At 62.9% G+C, this 19,451-nt stretch carries 23 protein-coding genes; 6 read left to right on the top strand and 17 right to left on the bottom strand.

What is annotated here, in order from left to right; translation table 11 throughout:
• Positions 1 to 28: 28 nt before the first annotated feature.
• The 10 genes from hemW to LJY18_RS04505 all read right to left on the bottom strand — a co-directional run bounded on the left by hemW (position 29) and on the right by LJY18_RS04505 (position 8,749).
• Positions 29 to 1,189 (bottom strand): radical SAM family heme chaperone HemW, encoded by a 1,161-nt coding sequence (hemW, locus tag LJY18_RS04550; protein ID WP_238040599.1) that lies wholly within the window; start codon positions 1,187 to 1,189, stop codon positions 29 to 31.
• Positions 1,186 to 1,782, bottom strand: a complete 597-nt coding sequence (gene rdgB, locus LJY18_RS04545) for an RdgB/HAM1 family non-canonical purine NTP pyrophosphatase (RefSeq protein ID WP_238040598.1) — start codon at positions 1,780 to 1,782, stop codon at positions 1,186 to 1,188. The genes hemW and rdgB overlap by 4 nt, the downstream gene beginning before the upstream one ends.
• A complete protein-coding gene (locus tag LJY18_RS04540; protein ID WP_238040597.1) occupies positions 1,782 to 2,198 on the bottom strand; it encodes a DUF4426 domain-containing protein in 417 nt (138 codons plus the stop codon). Before LJY18_RS04540 ends, rdgB begins: the two co-directional genes overlap by 1 nt.
• A gap of 37 nt (positions 2,199 to 2,235) precedes the next feature.
• Positions 2,236 to 2,856, bottom strand: coding sequence for a methionine biosynthesis protein MetW (metW, locus tag LJY18_RS04535; RefSeq protein WP_238040596.1), 621 nt, complete (start codon positions 2,854 to 2,856; stop codon positions 2,236 to 2,238).
• 7 nt (positions 2,857 to 2,863) lie between these two features.
• Positions 2,864 to 4,003: a homoserine O-succinyltransferase MetX gene (gene metX, locus LJY18_RS04530; RefSeq protein WP_238040595.1), complete on the bottom strand. Its 1,140-nt coding sequence runs from the start codon at positions 4,001 to 4,003 to the stop codon at positions 2,864 to 2,866.
• Positions 4,004 to 4,107: 104 nt separating this feature from the next.
• Positions 4,108 to 6,090 carry a dynamin-like GTPase family protein gene (locus tag LJY18_RS04525; protein WP_238040594.1) on the bottom strand — a complete coding sequence of 661 codons (1,983 nt, stop codon included), beginning with the start codon at positions 6,088 to 6,090 and terminating at the stop codon, positions 4,108 to 4,110.
• 162 nt (positions 6,091 to 6,252) lie between these two features.
• The gene (locus tag LJY18_RS04520) at positions 6,253 to 6,549 is read right to left on the bottom strand and encodes a DUF167 domain-containing protein (protein ID WP_238040593.1); all 297 of its coding nucleotides are present in this window, start codon (positions 6,547 to 6,549) and stop codon (positions 6,253 to 6,255) included.
• A 13-nt stretch (positions 6,550 to 6,562) separates the two neighbouring features.
• Positions 6,563 to 7,153 (bottom strand): YggT family protein, encoded by a 591-nt coding sequence (locus LJY18_RS04515; RefSeq protein WP_238040592.1) that lies wholly within the window; start codon positions 7,151 to 7,153, stop codon positions 6,563 to 6,565.
• Between the two features lie 42 nt (positions 7,154 to 7,195).
• Positions 7,196 to 8,029 carry a pyrroline-5-carboxylate reductase gene (gene proC, locus LJY18_RS04510; protein WP_238040591.1) on the bottom strand — a complete coding sequence of 278 codons (834 nt, stop codon included), beginning with the start codon at positions 8,027 to 8,029 and terminating at the stop codon, positions 7,196 to 7,198.
• Between the two features lie 39 nt (positions 8,030 to 8,068).
• Positions 8,069 to 8,749, bottom strand: coding sequence for a YggS family pyridoxal phosphate-dependent enzyme (locus LJY18_RS04505; RefSeq protein ID WP_238040590.1), 681 nt, complete (start codon positions 8,747 to 8,749; stop codon positions 8,069 to 8,071).
• A 54-nt stretch (positions 8,750 to 8,803) separates the two neighbouring features.
• On the opposite strand from LJY18_RS04505, the gene LJY18_RS04500 reads away from it, so the two are divergent.
• From LJY18_RS04500 to LJY18_RS04490, 3 genes are all read left to right on the top strand, one after another.
• Positions 8,804 to 9,838: a type IV pilus twitching motility protein PilT gene (locus LJY18_RS04500; RefSeq protein ID WP_238040589.1), complete on the top strand. Its 1,035-nt coding sequence runs from the start codon at positions 8,804 to 8,806 to the stop codon at positions 9,836 to 9,838.
• Between the two features lie 110 nt (positions 9,839 to 9,948).
• Entirely contained in the window at positions 9,949 to 11,094 is a 1,146-nt protein-coding gene (locus LJY18_RS04495) for a PilT/PilU family type 4a pilus ATPase (protein WP_238040588.1), read from the top strand.
• Positions 11,095 to 11,202: 108 nt separating this feature from the next.
• Positions 11,203 to 11,604 (top strand): NINE protein, encoded by a 402-nt coding sequence (locus LJY18_RS04490; protein ID WP_238040587.1) that lies wholly within the window; start codon positions 11,203 to 11,205, stop codon positions 11,602 to 11,604.
• A gap of 168 nt (positions 11,605 to 11,772) precedes the next feature.
• Here LJY18_RS04490 and LJY18_RS04485 read toward each other — a convergent pair whose 3' ends face one another.
• The 7 genes from LJY18_RS04485 to gshB all read right to left on the bottom strand — a co-directional run bounded on the left by LJY18_RS04485 (position 11,773) and on the right by gshB (position 17,790).
• Positions 11,773 to 13,044: a dihydroorotase gene (locus tag LJY18_RS04485; RefSeq protein WP_238040586.1), complete on the bottom strand. Its 1,272-nt coding sequence runs from the start codon at positions 13,042 to 13,044 to the stop codon at positions 11,773 to 11,775.
• The gene (locus LJY18_RS04480; protein ID WP_238040585.1) at positions 13,044 to 14,054 is read right to left on the bottom strand and encodes an aspartate carbamoyltransferase catalytic subunit; all 1,011 of its coding nucleotides are present in this window, start codon (positions 14,052 to 14,054) and stop codon (positions 13,044 to 13,046) included. The genes LJY18_RS04485 and LJY18_RS04480 overlap by 1 nt, the downstream gene beginning before the upstream one ends.
• A gap of 10 nt (positions 14,055 to 14,064) precedes the next feature.
• A complete protein-coding gene (gene pyrR, locus LJY18_RS04475) occupies positions 14,065 to 14,571 on the bottom strand; it encodes a bifunctional pyr operon transcriptional regulator/uracil phosphoribosyltransferase PyrR (RefSeq protein WP_238040584.1) in 507 nt (168 codons plus the stop codon).
• A 133-nt stretch (positions 14,572 to 14,704) separates the two neighbouring features.
• Entirely contained in the window at positions 14,705 to 15,142 is a 438-nt protein-coding gene (gene ruvX, locus LJY18_RS04470; RefSeq protein WP_238040583.1) for a Holliday junction resolvase RuvX, read from the bottom strand.
• A complete protein-coding gene (locus tag LJY18_RS04465; RefSeq protein WP_238040582.1) occupies positions 15,142 to 15,711 on the bottom strand; it encodes a YqgE/AlgH family protein in 570 nt (189 codons plus the stop codon). Before LJY18_RS04465 ends, ruvX begins: the two co-directional genes overlap by 1 nt.
• A 123-nt stretch (positions 15,712 to 15,834) precedes the next feature.
• The gene (locus LJY18_RS04460; protein WP_238040581.1) at positions 15,835 to 16,731 is read right to left on the bottom strand and encodes an energy transducer TonB; all 897 of its coding nucleotides are present in this window, start codon (positions 16,729 to 16,731) and stop codon (positions 15,835 to 15,837) included.
• Between the two features lie 87 nt (positions 16,732 to 16,818).
• Positions 16,819 to 17,790, bottom strand: a complete 972-nt coding sequence (gshB, locus tag LJY18_RS04455; RefSeq protein ID WP_238040580.1) for a glutathione synthase — start codon at positions 17,788 to 17,790, stop codon at positions 16,819 to 16,821.
• A gap of 241 nt (positions 17,791 to 18,031) precedes the next feature.
• Between gshB and pilG the strand changes: the two genes are divergently transcribed.
• From pilG to LJY18_RS04440, 3 genes are read left to right on the top strand one after another with little or no spacing between them, the layout of a single operon-like run.
• Entirely contained in the window at positions 18,032 to 18,439 is a 408-nt protein-coding gene (pilG, locus tag LJY18_RS04450) for a twitching motility response regulator PilG (protein WP_108094981.1), read from the top strand.
• Between the two features lie 47 nt (positions 18,440 to 18,486).
• Positions 18,487 to 18,852 (top strand): twitching motility response regulator PilH, encoded by a 366-nt coding sequence (pilH, locus tag LJY18_RS04445; RefSeq protein WP_079203715.1) that lies wholly within the window; start codon positions 18,487 to 18,489, stop codon positions 18,850 to 18,852.
• A gap of 41 nt (positions 18,853 to 18,893) precedes the next feature.
• Positions 18,894 to 19,430: a chemotaxis protein CheW gene (locus tag LJY18_RS04440; protein WP_238040579.1), complete on the top strand. Its 537-nt coding sequence runs from the start codon at positions 18,894 to 18,896 to the stop codon at positions 19,428 to 19,430.
• Positions 19,431 to 19,451: the final 21 nt, after the last annotated feature.

Raw genomic sequence — 19,451 nt, 5'->3', positions numbered from 1 at the left:
TCCTTAGCGCCGCGTGGCGCACAGCAGGTCAGGGCAGAAAGTGTTGCAGCAGGTCGTTGAGAAACAGTTGGCCTTCGCGGGTGGCGACCAGACGTGCCGGGTCGCGCTGCAAGAGGCCGCGCTGCTCGGCCTCCGCGCGGGCCGCGGCCAGTACGGTCAGCGGCAGGCCGGTGCGCTCAGTGAACAGCGTGCTGGCGACGCCGTCCGTGAGGCGCAGCACATTCATCAGAAATTCGAAGGGCAGTTCCTCGGCACCCAGCAGGCGTTCGCCGGCGCTGAAGCTTTTTGCGGGATCCAGGTAGTCCTTGGGCAGACGGGTTTTCCAGCCGCGGCTGATACTGCCGTCCGGGCGGCTCAGCTTGGCGTGGGCACCGGCGCCGATGCCGAGGAAATCGCCGAAACTCCAGTAGTTGAGGTTGTGCCGGGCCGCCTTGCCGGGCTGGGCATAGGCGGACACCTCGTACTGGGCATAGCCGTGCTCGGCCAGCAGCGCCTGACCGGCTTCCTGGATGTCCCAGAGGATATCGTCTTCGGGCATCACCGGCGGCTGGTTCCAGAACACCGTGTTCGGTTCCACCGTCAGCTGATACCAGGACAGGTGGGTCGGGCCCTGGGCGATGGCGATGCGCAGATCGCCGAGGGCATCCTCGATCGACTGATCCGGCAGGCCGTGCATCAGGTCCAGGTTGAAATTGTCGAAGCCGGCGGCGCGGGCCATGTCAGCAGCGCGAATGGCCTCGTCACCGTCATGGATGCGGCCCAGGGCCTTGAGCTTGGCGGCCTGGAAACTCTGTACGCCGATCGACAGGCGATTGATGCCCAGCGCGCGGTAGTCGCGGAACTTGGCCTGTTCGAAGGTGCCGGGGTTGGCTTCCAGGGTGATTTCGATATCGCCGGCGAAGGGCACGCGGCGCTCCACGCCTTCGAGCAAACGACCCAGTGCCTTGGCCGAGAACAGGCTGGGCGTGCCGCCACCGAAGAAGATCGAGGTCAGCGGCCGGCCATGCACCTGGGGCAGGTCCTGGTCGAGGTCGGCGAGCAGGGCGTCGACGTATTCCTGTTCCGGCAGGGTTGGCCCGGCGGCGTGGGAGTTGAAGTCGCAGTACGGGCACTTCTTCACGCACCAGGGGATATGGATATACAGCGCTAGCGGCGGCAGTTGGAAGCCTCCGCCCGTGGACAGTGTCATGCCAGCCCCAATCGTTGCTTGAACAGGGCCATGGCGCGGGCGCGATGGCTCAGTTGGTTCTTCTCGGCGGGAGACAGTTCGGCGCTGGAGCATTGCCGTTCTTCGACCCAGAACAGCGGGTCGTAGCCGAAGCCGTGGGCGCCCCGCGCGGCGTGCAGGATGTGCCCGTGCCAGAGCCCTTCGCAAATGATCGGCAATGGATCTTCGGCGTGTCGCAGGAGGGCCAGGCAGCAGACGAACTGGGCGCCGCGCTGGGCGTCCGGTACGTCTTTCAATACGTCGAGCAGCTTGGCGTTGTTCGCCGCGTCGCCCTGGCCATCGGCGTAACGCGCCGAGTAGATGCCCGGTGCACCGCCGAGAAAGTCCACCGCCAGGCCGGAGTCGTCGGCCAGCGCCGGCAAGCCCGACACGCGCGCGGCATGGCGCGCCTTGAGGATGGCGTTTTCGACGAAGGACAAGCCGGTCTCTTCCGGCTCCAGGTCACTGAACTCGCCGATTGAGCGCACGCGCACGGCGTTGCCGAGCATGGCCTGGAGTTCCTTGAGTTTGCCGGCGTTATGGCTGGCGAGTACGAGCTCGTTTAGCTGAATCATCAGTCGGGGAAGAGTTCCTGGTTGAAGTCGAGGCTGTGCGTGTTGCCGCCGTCCGCCTGGATACTGATGCTGAAGCGCAGTATTTCCTGTTGCTCGATGGGGAACTGCGCCAGGTAGTAAATAGCCGCGCCTTCTTTCACCTGCTTGAACCTCAGACTGTGGGTCTGGCCGAGCAGGTTGCGCATCTCGCCGCTGACGGCGGCGGCGGTTGGTTGGCCGGCCTTGAGTACCGAGATATTCAGCACGCCCTGCTTCTTGCCGCGGCTAAGGCCCACGGCTGCGGCGATCTCCGGTTGCAGGAAGCTGGAGTTGAAGGCGCTGTAGTGCACGTCCAGGTCACCGAAGCTTTGCTTGCGTTCGGCCAGTGCCGGCAAGCTCAGGCACAGGGCGATAAACAGTAGGGCGATGCGACTCATGATGATTCTCCTCAATAGGGCCTGGGTACCGACGGAGTCAGTTGGCGACCTGCGCATCCGCAGCAGTTGGCCCGCTGATCCGGTAGATGCCGATCTCACCTAAGAGATTAGGCCAAATGCGGCTGGCCCAGCCGTGCAGATGGTCGCGATCGACCGCCAGGCGGTCCAGTACCCGGGCGTTTTGCGCAAGGCACAGGCGTTCGAAGTCCTCGAAGGTACAGAAATGGATGTTCGGCGTGTTGTACCAGGTGTACGGCAGGAAGTCGGACACCGGCATGCGGCCCTTGCTCGCCAGGTACCAGCGGCAACGCCAGTGGGCGAAGTTGGGGAAGGTGATGATGCAGGTCTTGCCGATGCGCAGCATCTCCGCCAGCACCTTGTCCGGAAAGTGCAGGGCCTGCAGCGACTGGGTCATCACCACCACGTCGAAGCTGTTGCTGGCGAAGTTGCCCAGGCCCTTGTCGAGGTTCTGCTCGATGACGTTGACGCCCTTGCCGACGCACTGGGCGATGTTGTCCGGGTCGATTTCCAGGCCATAACCGCTGACCCCTTTGTGCTCGGCCAGCCAGGCGAGCAGTTCGCCATTGCCGCAACCGAGGTCGAGTACCCGGCTGCCGGCGGGAATCCAGTCTTGGATGATGTCCAGGTCGGCTCTCATGCGCGCCTCATACTGCGATTCGGTTCATATAGCTGCTGAAAGCCTGCAAGTAACGCGGGATCGGGATCAGGAAGGCATCGTGGCCCTGCGGCGCGTCGATTTCCAGGTAGCAGACGTTCTTGCGTGCAGCGATCAGCGCATCGACGATCTCCCGCGAACGCGCCGGCGAGAAGCGCCAGTCGGTGGTGAAGGACATCACGCAGAAGTCCGCCTGCACCCCGGCCAGGGTCTGGGCCAGGTTGCCGTCGAACGCCGCCGCCGGGTCGAAATAATCCAGGGCCTTGGTCATCAGCAGGTAGGTGTTGGCATCGAAACGCCCGGAAAACTCCTCGCCCTGGTAGCGCAGGTAGCTCTCGACCTGGAACTCGACGCTGTGGAAGTCGTAGTTGAGCTTTTCGCTCTTCAGGCCGCGGCCGAATTTCTCGCCCATGGCATCGTCCGACAGGTAGGTGATGTGGCCGACCATGCGCGCCAGCATCAGGCCGCGCTTGGGGATCACCCCGCGCTCCTGGAAGTGCCCGCCGTGGAACTCCGGGTCGGTGAGGATGGCCTGGCGCGCCACCTCGTTGAAGGCGATGTTCTGCGCCGACAGCTTGGGCGCCGAGGCGATCGCCAGGCAGTGGCGGATACGCTCGGGGTAGCTGATGGCCCACTGCATGGCCTGCATGCCGCCGAGACTGCCACCGACAACCGCGGCCCACTGGCCGACACCGAGGGCGTCGGCCAGGCGTGCCTGGCTGTGCACCCAGTCTTCCACGGTCATCACCGGGAAATCCGCGCCAAAGGGTTTGCCGGTGGCCGGGTTGAGGCTGGAGGGGCCGGTCGAGCCGTTGCAGCCGCCGAGGTTGTTGAGGCTGACGACGAAGAACTTGTTGGTGTCGATCGGCTTGCCGGGGCCGATACAGCTGTCCCACCAGCCGGGCTTGCGCTCATCCGCACTGTGGTAGCCGGCGGCATGGTGATGGCCGGACAGCGCATGGCAGATCAGCACGGCGTTGCTGCGCGCGGCGTTCAATTCGCCGTAGGTTTCGTAGACCAGTTGGTAGTCGGCCAGGCTGCGTCCGCAGGCCAGCGGCAGGGGGTCGGCGAAATGCAGTACCTGCGGGGTCACCAGGCCAACGGAGTCTTGGGGAAAGGCAGTAGACATCGACCCTGCTCGCAGTAAAGGAAGTGCCGCAGTCTAAAGAGCGCCGCCCCGTGCGGCAAGCGTGCGGGCGCGCGGACACTGCCTGGCGGCGGCGCTGCCGGCGCTTATTCGCCGACGCTGTGGGGGCGTGCCACGCCGGGCAGGTTGACCACCTTGCCCTGGCGCTGAATCGGCGCGGGAAGGCGCAGGCTGCGCAGCATCTCGCTGGCCTGGGCCAGCTGCTGTTGCAGTTCGTCGCGGTAGCCGGCCAGTTGCTGGCCGCGCTGGCGGGTTTGCTGGGTTTGCTGGGCCAGGGCCTTGAGCCGCAGCATGTGGCTTTCCAGCAACTGCTTGTGTTCCAGGGTGTGTTGCATCAGCGGCATCAGCGCGTCACTGGCCCACTGCCCGGCCTCGAGCCGCAGGCGCTGGTGCAGGCCGATGACTTGCTGGCCCAGGGTGGCAAAGAAGCGCTTGGTCAGGCTGCGCTGTTCGGTGAGCAGGGTCTTCAGGTGCAGGCGGAACTGGTCGGCCTGGGTCTGCAACTGTTTAAGTTCGCGGCGGTAGCCTTTGATGTTGAACTGTGGCGCATCGACGCCTTGCAGCGGATTTTCCTGATTGTGCCGGTGGTAGATGGCGGCGACCATCTTGTTGGCCATCTCGGCTTCCTGGCCCAGGCTGTCCAGGTCGTGCTCCACCGAGCGGAAGAAGTGCAGGATCGCCTGGTTGATGCCCAGGGTGGTCCAGCTGCCGGCGAGGTTCTTGCGCACCTTGTTCAGGTGTTCGTCGAGGCGTTCCGCGCGTACGGCGATCTGCAGTAATTCGCCTTGACGCTTGAGCAGACGCTGGTTGGTTTTCAGGCCGAGCAGGCGCCTGTGGTGCTGGCTGTGGTCGTCCTTGGTTTTGGCGGTCAGCTCGAACAGCAGCTGACCGTTGTCATGCTGGTGATTGCTCAGCAGCGCCTGTTGTTCGTTGACCTTGTCCAGGCGCAGGTTGAGCAGGTGCTGGCTGCCTTGCAGCAGGCCCAGCACCTGATTGACCACGCGGTCTTCGATCAAGCGTTCCTTCTGGCTGACGATACGCTCGCACAGCAAGTTCTCCAGATTGCTCATCTGGCTGCGGGCCAGCAGTGCCTGGTCCTGGCGCACCTTGGCCAGCAATGCCTGCTTGGCCGACAGCGGCAGCACCTCGTTGGGCTGAAGGCCGAGTTGCCTGGCCGTGAGGGTCTGGATCTGCTGGATGGCGCTCTGCACGAAGGCTTCGCCGGCCAGGTCGTCCCAGAGGATGTCGATCTTGTTGAGCACGGCGAACAGGCAGGTCTGGGTGTCGTCGTCGAGCTGGCGAATATGCTGCTGCCAGACCGCCATGTCGCTGGCGGTCACCCCGGTGTCGGCGGACAGCAGGAAGATGATCGCCTGGGCGCTGGGCAGCATCGACAGGGTCAGTTCCGGTTCGCTGCCCAGGGCATTCAGGCCGGGGGTGTCGAGGATGCGCAGGCCCTGGCGCAGCAGCGGGTGGTCGAAGTTGACCAGCGCATGGCGCCAGGCCGGCACCAGCACCTGGCCGGAAATCCCCGTGCTTTCCAAGGTGTCGGGGTGAAAGCCCAGCTGGATCGCTTGCTCGACCGGCATGGGCTTGCTCTTTGCCACCTGGGTGAAGGCCTGGATCATGTTGTCCGGGTCGCTGAGGTCCAGGGGGATGTTCACCCAATGCCGGGGGATGCGCTTGAACTGGGCGACACTGGCCTCGGTGGCGCGGGTTTCGATCGGCAGCAGGCGGATGTAGGAGCGCTCCGAACGGGGGTCGTAGAACAGCTCGGTGGGGCACATGGTGGTCCGCCCGGCCTGGGACGGCAGCATGCGCTGGCCGTAGGCGGAGAAGAACAGGCTGTTGATCAGTTCGGTCTTGCCGCGCGAGAACTCGCCGACGAAGGCCAGGGTGATGTGGTCGGTACGCAGCAGTTTGAGGGCGCGCTCCAGCTTGCCATCCAGCGCCTCGGCGTTGAGCCGGTTGTTGACCAGCCAGCTGCGGTAGCGCGTGATCTGGCGCATCAGCTCACGCTTCCAGCCGACGTAGGCGTCGACCTGTTGACTGAGACGTTCCATGCTCATCCTGGCGTTCCTCTGGCTAGCGCGGTCTTGAAGCAGTGCTGTTGGCGGCGCGGGTCTGTCAGGCATCGCATGGTGGGCGCGGATGCTCTGGACTGGCGAGCATTATGCGGAGCGTGCAGGGGGTGTCAATTGGCTAGTATTTCGATCCGGCCTGATGGTCGCTCAGGCGGGCCGAGCGGTCAGCTCCAGCACTGCTGGCAGTTGCCGCGGCTGCTTGATGCGTACACGCTTCTGGCGGCTTTGCTGGCCGGTTTCCAGGCTGACCTGGCTCTTGCTCACGGCAAAGGCGTCTGCGAGAAAGGCCAGCAACTTGGCATTGGCCTTGCCGTCGACGGGTGGCGCGGTGAGACGGATCTTCAGCCGCTCACCGTGCAGCCCGGCGAACTCGTCGCAACTGGCTTTGGGCTGCAGGTGGCAATCGAGGATCAGGTCCTCGCCGTCCCAGCGATAGAAACTCATCGGGCTCTCGGGGTCAGATCGCCAGGCTGAGGCCCTTGAACATGCCGGTCATTACCGCCAGGTTGCGAATCACCAGCATGTCGATCAGGTTGAGGATCAGGAAGGCCACGATCGGCGACAGGTCCAGCCCGCCCAGGCTCGGCAGAATGCGCCGAATCGGCGCCAGCAGTGGTTCGCAGATCTGATTGATCAGTTCGGCTGCCGGGTTGTGGCTGCCTTGGGCGACCCAGGACAGGATCACGCTGATGATCAGGGCAAAGAAGAACACCTTGATGAACAAGGCGGTGACGCCAATGATCGACCAGACCAGCAGTTGCAGCGGATTGTCGAGGCCATAGCCCATCAGCAGCAGGACCAGGGCCATGAGTACCAGTTGCACCAGGATCGCCAGCACCAGCGAGGCCAGGTCGAGTCCGGCGAAACTGGGGATGACCTTGCGCAGGGGTTTGAGCAGCGGGTGGGTGGCGCGCACGATGAACTGGCTGAGCGGGTTGTAGAAATCGGCCCTCACCAGTTGCAGGATGAAGCGCAGCAGCACGATCAGCAGGTACAGGCTGCCGATGGTTTGCAGGATATAAACCGCTGCGGTACTCAGTCCGATCATTATTGACTCCTTAATGGCCCATCTAGCTGTGGGCCGAGTGGTTTATTCGCCAAGCTGCTCGGCCAGTTCTGTCGAACGCTTGGCGGCGGCATTCATAGCCTGTTCGACCAGGGCTTCGAAGCCGCCAGCCTGGAATGTCTTGATTGCCGCTTCGGTGGTGCCGGCTGGCGAGGTGACGCGGCGACGCAGTTCGCTGGCATCGACATCGCTGGCGACGGCCATGCGGGCGGCACCCAGTGCGGTGTGCAGGGTCAGTTGGGCGGCGGTGTCGCGCGGCAGGCCGAGCTTTTCGCCGGCGGCCGTCATGGCTTCCATCAGCAGGAAGAAATACGCCGGCCCGCTGCCGGAGACGGCGGTGACCGCATCGATCAGCTGTTCTTCATCCAGCCACAGGACCAGGCCGACGGCGCCGAGCAACTGTTCGGCCTGCTGGCGCTGCGGCGCTGAAACCTGGCTGTTGGCATACAGGCCGCTGACGCCCTGGCGCAGCAGCGCTGGCGTATTGGGCATGCAACGGACAATCGCCGGCGCCGCTTGTGCTGCGGCGCCAAGCCAGCGTTCCAGGCTGGCGCAGTTGATGCCGGCAGCGATGGAAACGACCAATTGACCCGCCTCGAGATGGGCGGCCAGGTCCAGGCAGACGACTTTCATCACCTGCGGCTTGACGGCCAGGACGATTACCGCGCAGCCCTGAATGGCTTCGGCGTTGCTGGCGAAGGTTTCGATGCCATGCTCGGCACTGATCTTGGCGCGTTGTTCGGCGCCATGGTCACTGGCGCGAATGCTGCTGGCGTCGACGCCTTGGGCGCGCAGCCCGCCGATCAGGCTAGCGGCCATATTGCCGGCGCCGATAAACGCAATGCGGGGGGAGGTCATAAGAGGGTTCCTTATCTATCGAGTCGAGTAGGGCGGCGCCTATGAGTAGTCGCGCTCGCCAAACAGGGCGGTACCGATGCGTACCCAGGTCGCCCCTTCGGCAATGGCGGCTTCGAGGTCATGGCTCATGCCCATGGACAGGGTGTCGAGGTCCAGGTTCAGCTTGGCCTGCAGTTCAGCCAGACGGGCAAAGGCGGCCTGTTGCGTCGCGCGGTCATCGCTGGGTTGGGGAATTGTCATCAATCCACGCAGTTTGAGGTTAGGCAGTTGTGTAACAGCCTGTGCCAACGCCGGCAATTCTTCTGGGCTGCAGCCTGATTTGCTGGCCTCGCCACTGACATTCACCTGCAGGCAGATATTCAGCGCGGGCAAGTGCGGCGGGCGCTGCGTGGACAGGCGTTCGGCGATCTTCAGGCGCTCCACCGAATGCACCCAGTCGAAATGCTCGGCGATCGCGCGGGTCTTGTTCGATTGAATGGGGCCGATGAAGTGCCAGATCAAGGGCAGATCGCTCAGCTCGAGCTGCTTTTCCAGCGCTTCCTGCAGGTAGTTCTCGCCGAAATCATGCAAGCCGGCAGCATAGGCTTGGCGAATTGCCGCTGCGGGTTTGGTTTTGCTCACTGCAAGCAAGCCAATCGTTGCACAATCTCGCTCCGAGGCTTGCGCCGCCTCACGGATGCGTGCTCCGACCTTTGCAATATTCTCTGCTATCGTGGACATTACTTGCGCCAGCCGCCTAGTGTTCGCGGCATTCTACCGTCATTAGGGAGTCCCATGGATATCACTGAGCTGCTTGCCTTCAGCGCCAAGCAAGGCGCGTCGGACCTGCATCTCTCTGCTGGTCTGCCGCCGATGATTCGGGTCGACGGCGATGTGCGCCGGATCAATCTGCCGGCCCTGGATCACAAGCAGGTGCATGCACTGATCTACGACATCATGAATGACAAGCAGCGCAAGGATTTCGAGGAGTTCCTCGAGACCGACTTCTCCTTCGAAGTGCCTGGTGTCGCTCGCTTCCGGGTCAACGCCTTCAACCAGAATCGTGGTGCCGGTGCGGTGTTCCGGACTATTCCGTCCAAGGTGCTGACCATGGAAGACCTCGGCATGGGCGAGGTGTTTCGCAAGATCACCGACGTGCCAAGGGGCCTGGTCCTAGTCACCGGGCCAACAGGTTCGGGCAAGTCGACCACCCTGGCGGCGATGCTCGACTACCTCAATGGCAGCAAATACCAGCACATCCTGACCATCGAAGACCCGATCGAATTCGTCCACGAGTCGAAGAAGTGCCTGATCAACCAGCGTGAAGTCCACCGTGACACCCTGGGTTTCTCCGAAGCCCTGCGCTCGGCGCTGCGCGAAGACCCGGACATCATTCTGGTCGGCGAAATGCGCGACCTGGAGACCATCCGCCTGGCGCTGACCGCCGCGGAAACTGGCCACCTGGTGTTCGGCACCCTGCACACCACCTCGGCGGCCAAAACCATCGACCGGGTGGTCGATGTGTTCCCGGCCGAAGAAAAATCCATGGTTCGCTCGATGCTTTCCGAATCCTTGCAGGCGGTTATTTCGCAGACCCTGCTGAAGAAAGTCGGCGGCGGTCGGGTGGCGGCCCATGAAATCATGATTGGCACCCCGGCGATTCGTAACCTGATCCGCGAGGACAAGGTGGCGCAGATGTATTCGTCGATCCAGACCGGCGCCTCGCTGGGCATGCAGACCCTGGATGCCTGCCTGAAAGGCCTGGTAGCCAAGGGTTTGGTCACCCGCGAAAATGCGCGGGAAAAATCCAAGACCCCGGATAACTTCTAATTCGTATCTGGCCAGCCGCGAGGTTGGCCGAGACCCAGATCGCTGGTGAGGCACGCGCCCCAGGGACTGGAGGTTGGCTAAGCGCGTGACAGTGATGGGCGAGACAACGCATGGAATTCGAAAAACTGCTGCGCCTGATGGTGGAAAAAGGCGGCTCTGACCTGTTTATCACTGCCGGTGTACCGCCGTCGTTGAAGGTCAATGGCAAGATCATGCCGGTGACCAAGAGCCCCATGTCTCCCGAACAAACCCGGGAAACCGTGCACTCGGTGATGAACGAGCAGCAGCGCCGCGACTTCGCCGAGAGTCACGAATGCAATTTCGCCATCAGTGCCCGTGGCATCGGACGCTTCCGCGTCAGTGCCTTCTACCAGCGCAACCTGGCCGGCATGGTGCTGCGCCGCATCGAGACCAACATCCCGACCCTGGATGACCTCAAACTGCCGGAAATCCTCAAGAAGCTGGCGCTGACCAAGCGCGGCCTGGTGCTGTTCGTCGGCGCCACCGGCACCGGCAAATCCACCTCGCTGGCGGCGATGATCGGCTATCGCAACAAGAACAGCAGCGGCCACATCATCTCCATCGAAGACCCGATCGAGTATATCCACCAGCACCAGAACTGCATCGTCACCCAGCGCGAGGTTGGTATCGACACCGAATCCTTCGAGGTGGCGCTGAAGAACACCCTGCGCCAGGCGCCGGACGTGATCCTGATTGGTGAGGTGCGCACCCGCGAGACCATGGATCACGCCGTGGCCTTCGCCGAAACCGGCCACCTGTGCCTGGCCACGCTGCACGCCAACAACGCCAACCAGGCGCTGGACCGGATCATCAACTTCTTCCCGGCCGACCGGCAGAATCAGGTGTGGATGGACCTGTCGCTCAACCTCAAGGCCATCGTCGCCCAGCAGTTGATCCCGACACCGGATGGCAAGGGTCGCCGCGCGGTGATCGAGGTGCTGATCAACACCCCGCTGGCGGCCGACCTGATCCGCAAGGGCGATGTGCACGAACTCAAGAACCTGATGAAGCGCTCCACCGAACTGGGCATGCAGACCTTCGATCAGGCCCTGTACAACCTCTATAGCCAGGGCGAAATCACCTACGAAGATGCGCTGCTCTATGCCGACTCGGCGAACGACCTGCGCCTGCTGATCAAGCTCGGTTCGGAAGGCGACGGTGACCACCTGGCCAGCCTGAGCGATGGCCTGTCGCTGGAAATCTCCCCCGAGGACCCGGGGCGGAGTTTTCGCTGAGGCACAGCAGTCCAGCACAGCCCGCGCTCGCGGGCTTTTTATCGAGCGGCAAACCTTGCGCGGTCTTGCCGGTCTCATTCGTATCACTCAGCAGCGCAGGAGCAAGGCATGGACGTAAGAAGGGACACCCACAGCAAGGTCATCGGTTATCTGTTGTGGATCTTCGGTTTTCTCGGTGCGCACCGCTTCTATTACGGCAAGCCGGTCACCGGAACCATCTGGTTTTTCACTCTTGGCTTGCTGTTTGTCGGCTGGATCATCGACCTGTTCCTGATTCCGGCGATGGATCGTGAGGCCGATCTGCGCTTCACCGCTGGCGAAACCGATTACAACGTGGCCTGGGTTCTGCTGACCTTCCTCGGCGTGTTCGGTGTGCACCGCATGTACCAGGGCAAGTGGATCACCGGGATCCTCTATCTGTTCACCGGAGGCCTGTTCCTGGTCGGGGTGCTCTATGACTTCTGGACCTTGAACGAGCAGATATCGATCAAGAACGCCGCCAGCGACTAGGTGGCCAGGGCAGGGCAGTGCCATGTCTTGCCACAGGGTCGTCTGCCAGCACCAAGGCCTGCTCGCGTAGCAGTGCGCCATTGCGCTCGAGGTTTCGCGGCGCCCTGTTCGCTTCGCCCCTGGGCGGCCGGAGTACCGGTTCGCCCTGTTCAATACCTGGCTGCCGGATCACGCCTGGTAGCTGATCCGTCCATCGACCAGGGTGCAGTGCACCGCGCCGGGCAAGCAGTGGCCGATAAACGGGCAGTTGGCACCCTTGGAGAACCAGCTTTCCCCTGCCAGAGTCGAGGCCTGCGGGTCGAACAGCAGCAGGTCGGCCGCTGCGCCCACGCTCAGGCGGCCTGCAGGCAGGCGCAGGGCTTGGGCGGGGCCGCTGGACAGGCGTGCGAGCAGGGTCGGCAGATCGAGTAGACCGTCTTCCACCAGGCTCATGGCCAGCGGCAGCAACAGCTGCACGCTGCTGATGCCCGGTTCGGTGGCGCCGAAGGGAGCCAGCTTGGCGTCACGTTCGTGGGGTTGGTGGTGGCTGGCAATGGCCGAGATCACCCCGCTCCTCACCGCCTCGCGCAGGCCGTCGCGGTCGGCGCGCGTGCGCAGTGGCGGCTGAACGTGATAGAGGCTGGAGAAGTCACTCAAGGCCTCATCGGTGAGAATCAACTGATACAGCGCCACATCCGCGGTCACTGGCAGGCCGCGGGCCTGGGCCTCGGCGATCAGTTGCGCGCCGCGGGCGCTGGTCAACTGGCTGAAGTGGGCGCGCACGCCGCTTTGCTCGACCAGCAGCAGGTCGCGGGCCAGGGCCACGGTTTCGGCGGTTTCCGGGATGCCGGCCAGGCCGAGGAAGCTGGCAGTGGCGCCTTCGTGGGCCAGACCGCCTTCGGCCAGGTCATGGTCCTGGGAGTGGAAGATCACCGTCAGGTCGAAGGTGGCGGCGTATTCCAGGGCGCGACGCAGGGTGCGGGTGTTGCGGAACGTATCCAGGCCATTGCCGAAGGCCACGCAACCGGCGTCGCGCAGGGCCACCAGTTCGGCCAGCTGTTCGCCGTCCAGGCCTTTGCTCAGGGCGCCGATGGGGAAGACCTTGGTGTGGCCGGCCTCGCGGGCACGGTCGAGGATCAGTTCGGCCACTGCCGGGGTGTCCAGCACCGGTTTGGTAAAGGGTGGGCAGCACAGGCTGGTGACGCCGCCGGCAGCTGCGGCTAGGGTTTCGCTGGCGATGCTGCCCTTGCGGCTGTAGCCGGGTTCGCGCAGGGCGACAGACAGGTCGACCAGGCCGGGCGCGGCCACCAGGTCCTTGGCGTGGATGATTTTCTCCGCGACGAAGGCGGCCGGCGCCTGGCCGATGGCGATGACTTTGCCACCATCGATGAACAGGTCGGCCACCTGATCGAAGTTGCTGCTCGGGTCGATGACGCGGGCGCCAAGGATTGCGGTACGCATCAGTTGGATTCCTCGGCTTCCTGGTTGAGTTGACGCTGGGCATTCTGCCCGCTCATGGCCATCGACAGCACGGCCATGCGTACGGCAATGCCGTAGGTGACCTGGTTGAGAATCACCGATTGCGGACCATCGGCCACCGCCGACTCGATTTCCACGCCGCGGTTGATCGGCCCCGGATGCATCACCAGGGCATCCGGTTTGGCCAGGGCCAGGCGCTGTTCGGTGAGGCCGAACAGGCGGTAGAACTCGCCCTCGCTGGGCAGCAGGCCACCACTCATGCGTTCGCGCTGCAGGCGCAGCATGATCACCACGTCGACATCCTTGAGGCCGGCGGCCATGTCGCTGTAGACGCTCACGCCGTACTGCTCGATGCCGACCGGTAGCAGGGTCTTGGGTGCAATCACGCGGATGTCCGGGCAGCCGAGGGTCTTCAGTGCCAGCATGTTCGAACGGGCCACCCGCGAGTGCAGGATATCGCCGACGATGGCCACCGAGAGGTGCTCGAAGCCGCCCTTGTGCCGACGAATGGTCAGCATGTCGAGCATGCCCTGGGTCGGGTGGGCGTGGCGACCGTCGCCGCCATTGATGATCGCCAGGTTCGGGCACACGTGTTCGGCGATAAAGTGCGCGGCGCCCGAATCGGCATGCCGTACCACGAAGATGTCGGCGGCCATCGCCTCGAGGTTGCGCAGGGTGTCGAACAGGGACTCACCCTTGCTGGTCGAGGAGGTCGACACGTTGAGGGTGATGACGTCGGCGGACAGTCGTTGGGCGGCCAGCTCGAAGGTGGTACGGGTGCGCGTGGAGTTCTCGAAGAACACGTTGCACACGGTCTTGCCGCGCAGCAGTGGGACCTTCTTCACGGCCCGGGCGCCGACTTCGAGGAAGGAGTCGGCAGTATCGAGTATTTCCGTCAGCAGCTCGCGGGGCAGGCCGTCGAGGGTGAGGAAGTGGCGCAACTGGCCTTGGTCATTAAGCTGCAGCGGGCGCGGGGCATCAATCGGCGTCATCGCGAGGGTCTCAGTTTGCAAGCGTCTGGAGTTCAAGGGTCAGCGGCGTGGGACCGGACAGTTTGACCCGCTGATCGGCGGCCAGCGACAGGGTGGCGCCAACCACGTCAGGGCTGATTGGCAGTTCGCGGGCATTCAGGTCGAGAAGGCAGACCAGGGTCACACTGGCCGGGCGGCCATAGTCGAACAGCTCATTGAGGGCAGCGCGGATGGTGCGGCCGCTCATCAATACGTCGTCGATCAACACCAGGTGCTGGCCTTCGACCTCGAACGGCAGCTCGGAGGGCTGCACTTGCGGGTGCAGGCCTTTCTGGGTGAAGTCGTCGCGGTAGAAGGAGACGTCGAGGATGCCCAGGGGCGCTGGATTGCCCAGGGTCTCCAGCAGCGCCTGGGCAACCCACACGCCGCCCGTGCGGATGCCGATAAAGCGCGGCTCGCTGATCTGTCGCTGATTGAGGTGGCTGATCAGTGCTGCGGCCATTTGCGGCAGCAGTTCGGCGGGGCTGGGTAGGCTCATCGAAAACTCCTGGTGTGCAGGCCGGGTGAACGCTGCTGCGGCCTGCGCGCATGATGCTGGTTTATAAGCAGGCTCGTCGCCCCGCTCTGAGCGTTGCTCGCTAGGTTTTCCCGCGATCCGTGGTCGCGCGCATTCAAGACGCGCCGTGTTCTGTCAGCCAGCCTTCAAGCAGCATGGCGGCGGCCAGGGCATCGACCGGACGGTCGCGGTAGCCACCGTTCTGCCCCTGTTGCAGGCGCTCACCTTTGGCCGCGTAAGTGGTCAGGCGTTCATCGTGGGTGTGCACGGGCAGATTGAAGCGGCCGTTGAGGCGGCGGGCAAATTTCTCCGCGCGCGCGCTCATTTCGCTCGGGGTGCCGTCCATGTTCAGCGGCAGGCCAACGACGATGGCATCTGGCTGCCATTCGCGCAGCAGCGCTTCGACCTGTTGCCAGTCCGGCACGCCATTCTGGGCCTTGAGGATGCACAGTTCGCGAGCCTGGCCGGTGATCACCTGGCCGACGGCAACGCCGATCTGCTTGCTGCCGTAATCGAACCCCAGTAACAGGCGCAGCGGTTTGCTCTCGCTCATCAGGAGTGCCCGGCTTGCGAGGTAAGCAGGCTGAGGTTGATACCCAGGCGCGCGGCAGCGGCATTCAGGCGCTGCTCGAAGGGCAGGTCGAAAAGGATGGCGTTGTCAGCCGGACAGGTCAGCCAGGCATTGTCGGTCAGCTCGGTTTCCAGTTGCCCGGCATCCCATCCGGCATAGCCGAGGGTGATCAGGTACTTTTCCGGACCGCTGCCGTCGGCAATCGCGAACAGCACATCCTGGGAGGTGGTCAGGCCCAGCTCGCCAAGCTCCAGGGTGGCCTGGAACTGCGGGCCGGCCGGGTGCAGGACGAAACCGCGATCGGTCTGCACCGGGCCGCCGGAGAAGATCGGCAGATCCTGGCAGCGCACCGGCGGTTCGCTATCCGGGCGCAGCTGTGCCAGCACATCGGCCAGGCTGAGGCCGTTGAGGCGGTTGACCACCAGGCCCATGGCGCCCTGTTCATTGTGATCGATCAGGTAGATCAGGGTCTGCGCGAAATGCGGATCGGCCATGTGCGGCATGGCAATCAGGAACTGGTGCTTGAGGTAGCTTGGTTTGGCGTCTTTCATAGGCATTAGTTTCAGGCCTGGAGCCGAGAGCTTCAAGCGTCACGCTGCAATAAAAAGCCGGGATCAACCTGAGCACTAGTGAAAAAGAGCTCTCAGGCCCGATATTTTCACATCCTCTGAGGGTCAGTTGCTGGACAGGCGGTCGCCGCGCTCGAAGCGCCAGGTGCGGATGATTTCCAGGCGGTCGATATCCGCGAGATCACCGGTAAATGGGGCATAGGGTGCGGCCAGGCGCACGATGCGCAGGGCGGCCTGGTCAAGTAGTTGCTGGCCAGAGGACTGCAGTACCTGGACTTCGTAGAGGGTGCCGTCACGGTTGATCGAGACCAGTACCCGCAGGCTGCCGTAAATCTGCTGGCGGCGTGCATCGTCCGGGTAGTTGAGGTTGCCGATGCGTTCCACCTTCTTGCGCCATTCATCCTTGTACCAGGCGCCCTTGTCGCGCATGGTCGAGGCCGCGCTGAGGCGGTGGATTTTCGGACGTTTGGCGTACTGCTGGATGTCGTTGGCCAGTTCGGCTTCCAGGCTGGCAATTTCCGCAGAGAGCTGGGAGCTGTCGAATACCGGTGCCGGGGGTGCCTGTACCGTGGGTTTGACTGCTTCACGCTTGACCGGGGTTTTTTGCTGTTGCGGGGCGCGGGTGGCTACTGCGGCTTTCGGCGCTTCCTGGCTAACCGCCGGTTGTGCGGGTGCGGCGGGCGGCGTCACGCGCTTGACTTGGGTGTCCTGGAACAGCGCTTGCTCGGTGGTTGTCGGTGCGGCCTTGTGTTCCAGGGTGCCGCTGCCCTGCTGGTTGTCCTGGGCGAGGAAGTCGGCTTCCTTGGGCTTCTCCTCGCTCTTGAAGGTCGACAGGGTGATTTCCAGGGTTTTGCTGACCTGGCTGGGCTCGGCCAGGCTGAAGCCCAGGCCGAGAATCAGCGCGGCATGCAGGGCTGCGGCGAGGAACAGGGTAAAGCCCAGCCGATCCGCTGGGCGGACGCCAGCGGCGGGTAGGTCGGGTGGGGGGGTGGCTGCGTTCATGCTGTTTCGGGTCTGTTCAGGTTGCCGCGCAGTCTGACGGCTTCACGCCGCCAGCTGCAAGCGACAAGCGTCAGGCTGCAACCTGCGTCATGCTTTCTGCTGTCTGTTTCCGGCATTCAGCTTGCCTTCGATGGCATCCATCAGGCGCTCGCCGATACGGGTGTCATAGGCGGCATCTATCTCGCGGATGCAAGTCGGGCTGGTTACGTTGATTTCGGTCAGGTAGTCGCCGATCACGTCCAGGCCGACGAACAACAGGCCTTTCTCGCGCAGGGTTGGACCGATGCCGGCGGCGATCTCACGGTCGCGATCGCTCAGTGGGCGTGCTTCGCCGCGCCCGCCGGCGGCAAGGTTGCCCCGGGTTTCTCCGTGGGCCGGGATACGTGCCAGGCAATAGGGTACCGGCTCGCCATCGATCATCAGGATGCGCTTATCGCCCTCGCGGATCGCTGGCAGGTAGCGTTGCGCCATGATCTGTTGTGTGTTGTGGGAAGTAAGGGTCTCGAGAATCACCGAGAGGTTGGGATCACCCTCGCAGTGACGAAATATCGAAGATCCGCCCATGCCATCCAGGGGTTTGAGAATGATGTCACGTTGCTCTGTGGCAAACTCGCGCAGAATGTCGGACCGGCGACTGACCAGCGTCGCCGGTGTGAATTGCGGGAACTGGGTGGCAAATAGCTTCTCGTTGCAGTCGCGCAGGCTCTGGGGGCGGTTGACCACCAGTACGCCGGCTTGTTCGGCCTGTTCCAGCAGGTAGGTGGAGTAGACGAATTCGTTATCGAAGGGTGGATCCTTGCGCATCAGGATCACATCCAGTTCGGCCAACGGGACGTCGCGCTCGTCCCCCAGTTCGAACCAGCGCTCGGGGTCGTTGAATACCTTGAGCGGGCACAGGCGGGCACGTGCCTCGCCTTTGGCCTGATAAAGGTCTTTCTGCTCCATATAGAAGAGCGACCAGCCGCGCGCCTGAGCGGCCAGCAACATGGCCAGCGAGCTGTCCTTTTTGAAGGCGATCTGGGCGATGGGGTCCATGACAATGCCGAGGCGAACGCTCATGGGGGGATTCTCCGTGAAAGGCAGCAGTTTAGAAGGTGTCGGGGCTAGCGTGTGGCATCAGGGTGGCGCTGGGAAGGCGGGTGGTCAAGGAAAAAACCTTGCCCTTCCGCGGCTTATAGCTTGCATGGGGAGAGTGTGCTAAAAAGGCCCGACGATTGGGTTGCAGCCCGTCGGAGGTAAGGCCTCAGGCGCACTGATAGAACGCAAAATAACGACTCACCGAGGCGATGGTAGGGCAAACATGGAACAGCATTCCGAGGGTTTGAGGGTAATGGTGATCGACGATTCGAAAACGATTCGTCGTACCGCGGAAACCCTGCTGAAGAAGGTGGGTTGCGAGGTAATTACCGCAGTTGACGGTTTCGATGCCTTGGCAAAGATCGCCGACACCCATCCAAATATTATTTTTGTCGACATCATGATGCCGCGGCTCGATGGCTATCAGACCTGTGCCCTGATCAAGAACAACAGTGCTTTCAAGTCCACCCCGGTGATCATGCTGTCTTCCAAGGACGGCTTGTTCGACAAGGCCAAGGGGCGCATCGTCGGCTCCGATCAATATCTGACCAAGCCTTTCAGCAAGGAAGAGTTGCTCGGAGCGATCAAGGCCCATGTCCCTGACTTTACCCCGGTGGAACAGGCATCCTGACGTTTGCCGGATAGCGGTAGACGCCTTTTCATGTATTGGGAAACACCATGGCTCGAATTTTGATTGTTGATGACTCGCCGACTGAAATGTACAAGTTGACCGCCATGCTGGAAAAAAATGGCCACCAGGTGCTCAAGGCGGAAAATGGCGCGGACGGCGTTGCCCTGGCGCGTCAGGAAAAACCTGATGTCGTGTTGATGGACATCGTCATGCCGGGCCTCAATGGTTTTCAGGCGACCCGCCAGTTGACCAAAGACGCTGATACCAGTCACATCCCGGTGATCATCGTTACCACCAAGGATCAGGAGACCGACAAGGTCTGGGGTAAGCGCCAAGGCGCCAAAGACTACCTGACCAAGCCGGTTGACGAAGCAACACTGCTGAAAACCTTGAATGCGGTATTGGCCGGTTGATGCTGTGCCAGTAACCAAATAAGAAGAAGGCCGCAGTTGGCATGACGGATACGCACACACCGTTTCAAACCCTCCTCGAAATCGACCAGCGTTGCCGGTTGCTGGCGGCTGGCTTGCCATTGCAGCAGGCTGCCGTGCAAACCTGGAGCGGGATCGGCTTTCGCATGGGTGAGCGATTTTTTGTCGCGCCCATGGGCGAGATAGGGGAGGTGCTGCACGAGCCGCGTCATACCTTGTTGCCCGGGGTTAAAAGCTGGGTCAAGGGCGTGGCCAACGTACGCGGACGGCTGTTGCCAGTGATGGACTTGTGCGGCTTCTTCGGTAACGAGTTATCGCCGCTGCGCAAGAAACGGCGGGTGCTGGTGGTCGACCATCAGGACGTATTCGCCGGGCTGACGGTCGATGAAGTGTTCGGCATGCAGCATTTTCCAGTGGACACCTTCTCCGAGCGGCTACCGCCGCTCGAGGCATCCATTGCGCCGTTTATTCATGGCGTCTTCCAGCGCGAGCAGCCCTGGTTGGTGTTCAGTCCTCATGCGCTGGCCCAGCACCAGGGGTTTCTCGATGTTGCGTTTTAACAGTTTTTCGGTTGGGTCGGC

It is taken from the genome of Pseudomonas sp. MMS21 TM103 (assembly GCF_022132145.1).
GTDB lineage: Bacteria > Pseudomonadota > Gammaproteobacteria > Pseudomonadales > Pseudomonadaceae > Aquipseudomonas.
This window is presented reverse-complemented; position numbering and strand designations above follow the sequence as displayed.